Source organism: Chryseobacterium sp. CG10_8 (genome assembly GCF_058117085.1).
In genome coordinates this window covers 1-6,111 of record NZ_JBYVEB010000139.1, presented here as the reverse complement: position 1 = coordinate 6,111, position 6,111 = coordinate 1, and the positions used below count along the sequence as shown (strand labels likewise).

The 6,111-nt window shown below is 35.2% G+C and carries 5 protein-coding genes; 1 reads left to right on the top strand and 4 read right to left on the bottom strand.

All coding sequences use genetic code 11. The features are described from left to right. Window positions 1-292: rhodanese-like domain-containing protein (locus tag AC4AGG_RS14935; RefSeq protein ID WP_489772817.1), on the bottom strand; the 292-nt coding region annotated here is incomplete at its 3' end. A 56-nt stretch (window positions 293-348) separates the two neighbouring features. On the opposite strand from AC4AGG_RS14935, the gene queG reads away from it, so the two are divergent. Next, entirely contained in the window at window positions 349-1,281 is a 933-nt protein-coding gene (gene queG / locus AC4AGG_RS14930) for a tRNA epoxyqueuosine(34) reductase QueG (RefSeq protein WP_489772816.1), read from the top strand. 93 nt (window positions 1,282-1,374) lie between these two features. Here the strand turns inward: queG and AC4AGG_RS14925 are convergent, their stop codons facing one another. The 3 genes from AC4AGG_RS14925 to AC4AGG_RS14915 are packed head-to-tail and all read right to left on the bottom strand — an operon-like array spanning window position 1,375 to window position 5,652. Then, window positions 1,375-3,291: an alpha-amylase family protein gene (locus AC4AGG_RS14925; RefSeq protein WP_489772815.1), complete on the bottom strand. Its 1,917-nt coding sequence runs from the start codon at window positions 3,289-3,291 to the stop codon at window positions 1,375-1,377. After that, window positions 3,291-4,232 carry a carbohydrate kinase family protein gene (locus AC4AGG_RS14920; RefSeq protein WP_489772814.1) on the bottom strand — a complete coding sequence of 314 codons (942 nt, stop codon included), beginning with the start codon at window positions 4,230-4,232 and terminating at the stop codon, window positions 3,291-3,293. Before AC4AGG_RS14920 ends, AC4AGG_RS14925 begins: the two co-directional genes overlap by 1 nt. A gap of 4 nt (window positions 4,233-4,236) precedes the next feature. Further along, window positions 4,237-5,652, bottom strand: coding sequence for an MFS transporter (locus tag AC4AGG_RS14915; protein WP_489772813.1), 1,416 nt, complete (start codon window positions 5,650-5,652; stop codon window positions 4,237-4,239). Between the last annotated feature and the right edge of the window lie 459 nt (window positions 5,653-6,111).

Sequence of the window (6,111 nt, the reverse complement as noted above, 5' to 3'; positions counted from 1 at the left end):
AATTTTTTTCACTCTGCAACATATAGTTCAACATCATAAATCCACCTCCGTTGTACAGTTCAGGTATGTTATTAGTGGTCAAGAATTGTACTGCGCTTCCCGACCTTCCGCCAGAGCGACAAAAGATGATTTTAGGCCCTTCAATATTTTTGATTTCTTCTAGTTTTTCTGGAATTGTTTGCAAAGGGATGTTAATTGCGCCTTCAATGGCACCATCCATTTGTAGCTCGATGGGTTCTCGAACATCAATAAGTGTATAATTTCCTTTTTCTATTACATCTTGTATATTCATCTTTAATTAAATTTTTCGGCAAAATTATAATTTGAAGTATCTTCGCACAGTAACCAATGCTACATAACAGAAAAAAATATTCAGACTTAATAAAATCCAAAGCGAAAAAGTTTGGATTTCAAAGCTGTGGAATTTCAAAAGCTGGTTTCTTAGAGGAAGACGCAAAACCTTTGGAAGCTTTTTTGAAGCAGAATTATCATGGCGAAATGCAGTATATGGAGAATTATTTTGATAAAAGATTGGATCCAACTTTGTTGGTTGAAGGCTCAAAATCGGTGATTTCTCTTGCTTATAACTATTTTCCTGAAGCTGAGATTTCTACTTTAAATAATTTTAAAATCTCAAAATATGCTTACGGAGAAGATTATCATGAAGTCATCAAAGATATTTTGAAAGAAATGTTGGCTGAATTACAAATGGAAATAGGAGATTTTCATTTTCGGGTTTTTGTCGATTCTGCGCCAGTTTTAGAAAGAAGTTGGGCTCGTAAAGCAGGGATTGGTTGGGTTGGCAAAAATGCTAATCTTATCACTAAGAAATCTGGTTCTTTCTTTTTTTTGGCGGAAATAATTTGTGATTTAGATCTTGAAGAAGATGGTCCAACAACTGATCATTGTGGTACTTGCACCGCCTGTATTGATGCTTGTCCAACCAACGCCATCGTGTCTGACCGTATCGTTGATGGCAGCAAATGCATATCTTACGCAACGATTGAGTTGAAAAACGAGATTCCCAATGAGTTTCAGAATAAGATGGAAGATTGGATGTTTGGTTGCGATATCTGTCAAGATGTGTGTCCGTGGAACCGATTTTCGAGTCCGCACCAGCAATCTAAATTCAAACCTAACGAATATTTAAGAACTTTTAGAAAAAAAGAATGGATGGAACTTACCCAAGAATTGTTTTCGGAGATTTTCAGAAAATCACCTGTCAAGCGAACTAAATTTGCTGGTCTACAGCGCAATATTTCCTTTCTTGATAAGGATTAATAGTATAAATAAAATCGACAGACCAGAGCCTGTCGATTTTTTTTGGAATAGGTAATAGGGGTTACACTATTCTACTAAAATTAAAAATAATAATTATTCTGTTACGTCTTGAATCCATAAGACACTATAACTTCCAATATAATTGTCCTTTAGTAAATTAAAGGTTTCATCGTTTAGTAAGTTTTTGACTTTTCGGTTGAAACCAACAATCCAATCTGGGAAAATGGTGTCATAATGTGAAAAATTAGCAATAACCCAAACGTATTTACCAGTATTAACGTCAGTTTTTCTGAAAGCCAAAAGCAATGGATTATGAGTGTCTATGTATTCTAAATCATTGTGGTCTGCGAAAGCTGGCGTTTCTTTTCTGATGGCAATCATTTTTTGCAACTCATCAAAAACACTTTTTTGAACAGGGTGTTCTTCCATATTTTCAGCAATCTCCCAATTCATAATTGGTCGATGAAGCCAGCGATTATCGTGTTTCTGGTCTTCATGATTGAGGTAGTCATAATTGTTGGTCGTCGCAATTTCGTCTCCACTGTATATCATTGGGATTCCACCAAGTGAAAGAATGATAGCGTGTTGAAGATTAATCCTTTTTAAAGCTAAATTAATTTCTGATTCTTTATTTAGTTCCAAAGCTTTCTCTAATCCACAAAGACTTGCCATAGATCCACTAAGACGTGCATTGCCATTAGCTTCTTGCATAAAACGTTTTCCGCGACTACAAGAGACCGTTTCATCGCAATAGTATTCCAACATATACAATCGGTGTTTTAGAGGGTCTTTAATCATTTCATTAATGAGTCTGTCTTCGAAACCTAATCCTATATCGTCATGACATCGTGCGTAATTAATCCAAGTGGTATGTTCTGGCTTTTTAGGAATCACCCTTACGGATTTCATTAGCAAATCGGTATTTTGACTTGCGATGGCTTCCCAAGTAAGTGCCATGAATGTCGCATTATAAGCAATATCGCATTCGTCTCCTTGAGAGATTCCTTCTCCAAAATATTTAATAATTTCATTAGGAGCAACAATGGCTTCCGCGATATAAGCCACTGCTGGAGCAACCATTTGTCCACATGATTTGAAGATTTGAAGGAGCGTATGGACTTGAGGTAAATTTTGGTTATGTTTCCCCAATTCTTTCCACATATAAGCTACCGCGTCTAATCTCATAATATCGACTCCTTTATTAGCAAGGAAGAGCATATTGTCAATCATTTCCACTAAAAGGCGTGGGTTTTTGTAATTCAAATCCCATTGGTAATTGTGGAAGAGTGTCATTACCCATTCCTTTTGTTCTTCAACCCAAGTGAAATTTCCAGGGGCTGTGTCCGGAAATATTTCGGTCATGGTTTTCTCGTATTCATCTGGGATTTCTCGACCTTTGAAGAAATAGAAATACTCTTTGTATTTTTCATCCCCCTGTTTGGCTTTCATCGCCCATTCATGAGAATCTGCAGAGTGATTAAGTACAAAATCGGCAACGACACTCATTTTTTGGTTATGAAGTTCTTTCGTAAAATTTTCGAAATCTTCCATTGTTCCGAGGCTTGGTCTTATCTTGCGATAGTCTTTTACAGAGTAACCACCGTCGTTTTCTGTATCCGCTACATCCAAAAACGGCATTAAATGCAAAGTGTTAATTCCTAAATCTTTAAGATAAGGGAGTTTTTCTTGTAAACCTTTGAAATCTTTATTGAAACGCTCCACATACAACATCATTCCCACCATTTTTTCCGAACAAAACCAATCAGGATTGCTCATGCGTTCAAGGTCAAGAGCTTTTAATCCTTCGGGGCGATTTTCAAAATTGCGAGTCAATACTTCAAATAGGTTTTCAAAAGCTTCATCTTTGTAAGGATGATGAGCGTAAAGCTCTTCAAATAAATCATATACAATTGGGAAATTGGCACCAATTCGCATCAAAAAAGCAGGGTCTGTAATGTTTTTTTGAGCTAAATGTCGACGTAAAAACGAAAGTTTATGAGCTTGTTGCATTATAGTAAATGTAAAGATTTAGAAATTTTTTCTTGAGTAGGAAGGGCTTCGAGTGCCCCAAATTCTGTTGTTGAAATACCAGCTACGATATTCGCAAACCGTACGAAAGCTTTTAATACTTCGTAGTTATCAGGACTTTTTTCACAGATTTGCTTCAACATGGCACCTACAAAAGCATCACCTGCACCAGTAGTATCAACGGCTTCAACCACAATACTTGGGATAATTTCGGAATGATTTTGATAGTGTAGAAGCGTGCCTTTTTTACCTAAAGTGACGCAAATAATAGCATTCTCTTTTATTTTGAAACTTTCAATAGCTTGCTTCAAATCCTTTTTGCCTGAAATTAAAAGAGCTTCTTCATCAGAAAGTTTTATAAAATCGGATTTATTGATAAATTCATGGCTTAGTTTTATAAATTCTGAAATATTTTGATTCCACAAAACTGATCTGTAATTAGGATCAAAACTGATGAAGAAGTCTTTTTTATGTGCGTATTCTAAAGCTTTAAGATAAGTATCGGTTAGGTCACCTCCCAAAAATCCAGTTGCAGAACCAAAATGAAAAACGGCATTGGATTTTGGTAATTTCACCTCTTCCATTTTTAATAATTCATCTGCACCTCTTTGGAAAACAAAATCGCGGTCACCACCTTTTTTGATGCTAACAAAGGCAAAAGTTGTTGGTTCTTCCGATAATAAGAGGTTGTCGGTATTTACTTTATCTTTTTCTAAGGTTTCTTTTAAAAATAATCCGAAGGGGTCTTTTCCGATTTTTCCCGCGAAAGCGACTTTTGTCCCTAATCTGGATGCTGCAATCGCAACATTGGCTGGTGCGCCACCTGCTTTTTTGATGAAGTTGACGGATTCAATTAATGAGGAATCAATGTCTGTTGAAATCCAGTCGATAAGTAATTCTCCGATACAAAATAATGTTTTCATAATTTTAAATTTTAATTGAATTATCCTCTTGCTTTTTTACTTTCATAAATGTGGTTGAGATACTTGCTAAAATAAACAAAACACCAGCCATAAGCATTGCATTAACTGGATTACCTCCTAATAAATTTTTGAAAATCCATCCGAAAGATATTGTTTGTATTAACATTGGGATAACAATCATCATATTGATGATTCCCATATAAACACCTCGTTTCTCTGACGGAATACTTGGAGAAACCATGGAATAAGGTAATCCCATAATCGCAGCCCAACCAATTCCGAAAAGTACCATTGGTATCAAAATCAAATATTCGTTATCAATGAATGGCATTGACAATAGCGCGATAGCTGTTGCCATCAGACATCCGATGTGTACTCTTTTAGTGGAATATTTAACTGCTAAAGGCACCAAAAGTAGTGCAGTAACCATGGTTACTAAGTTATAAGTTCCGTTCATCAATCCAGTTTGTCCAACTGCGGTTTCAACATAGTGGGAGATTTGGTGCGCCCAAGATAAATCTGTAGAAGAAACAGTATTTCCAGCTGTTTTGGATAATTCTAAAATTTTAGATGCTTTGTCTTCATCAGCTTCAGAAACGTGATAAATGGTTTTCTTGATGAGTGGTGTCGCGTATTGCCAATAGATAAATAAGGCATACCATTGAAATAAATAGATTAAAGCCAAATTCCAAAGTATTTTAGGCATGTCTTTAATCGCTTCGAATATTTCAATAAAAGGACTGAGAATATTTCTTGATTTGTTTTCCTCTCGTAATTTTTGGAGTTCTTCCTCAGTTGGTGGAATTTCAGGGGTTTTATAAACCGACCATCCAACGGAAGCAATGGAACAAAATGAACCTAAAAAGAATGAATAGTAAACCCAAGTTGGTATCCCAGTTGAGTTATCATCACCACCCAAATATTTTTGAAAGATAAATAGAGAAAGATTTGCCAATGTAATACCAGCTCCGACAAATAAACTTTGCATTTGGAAACCAAACGTTTGTTGATTTTCAGGAAGTTTGTCTCCGATAAAGGCTCTGTATGGTTCCATTGCGGTGTTATTAGCAGCATCAAGAATCCAAAGTAAACCAGCTGCCATCCATAAAGAAGAACTAAAAGGAAATGCGAACAAGGCTAAACTACATAATAAAGCACCGATAAGAAAGTAAGGTTTTCTACGTCCCCATCTTGGGCTCCATGTTCGGTCGCTCATTGCTCCGATAAGAGGTTGAATTAGAAGTCCTGTTACTGGACCTGCAAGATTGAGTATTGGTAATTGCTCTGCATGTGCACCAAGAAAAGTATAGATTGGATTAACAGCTGTCTGTTGCAACCCAAAACTGTATTGTATTCCAAAGAATCCAAGGTTCATATTCCATATTTGCCAGTAGCTGAGTTGAGGAATTACTTTTTTCATTGAATGTAGATTTTCTTTAGAGGTGTTTTATATGGTTATTATTGATGTTGTTTTATTGAGCTACATTTTTAAGTGTAGTTATATTTATTGCTTTTTGTATTTAATTTTTTTTACCTCTTCAATTGTTATTGAATGATCTACATTTTTGTTTCAAACCGCAAGACCTTGTCTCTGATTATAGATTAGAGATTTTTTGTTTTATGCAAATTCATTAATATTGGTTCATCTTGAACACATGTATTTGAAAATTGTCTTTAAGAATGAAAAGCTTTAATTTCAATAGCCTATCCTACTTTTTGCTGACACTTAAAAAGAGATTCTTTTTAACTTGTCATCAGCCTACTCAAATATATTTCGTTTTTTGCATATTTTTTAATAATTATCACGAATTTTTATCATATTCTTAAAACAAACGATTGTGCAATCGATTGTGGTGGATAACTTTTATGAATAATTGTA

What these genes read in the sequence shown, in the direction of transcription:
- AC4AGG_RS14925 (WP_489772815.1), bottom strand. Translation starts at nt 3,291, where the DNA reads ATGCAACAAGCTCATAAACTTTCGTTTTTACGTCGACATTTAGCTCAA.
- queG (WP_489772816.1), top strand. Translation starts at nt 349, where the DNA reads ATGCTACATAACAGAAAAAAATATTCAGACTTAATAAAATCCAAAGCG.
- AC4AGG_RS14920 (WP_489772814.1), bottom strand. Translation starts at nt 4,232, where the DNA reads ATGAAAACATTATTTTGTATCGGAGAATTACTTATCGACTGGATTTCA.
- AC4AGG_RS14915 (WP_489772813.1), bottom strand. Translation starts at nt 5,652, where the DNA reads ATGAAAAAAGTAATTCCTCAACTCAGCTACTGGCAAATATGGAATATG.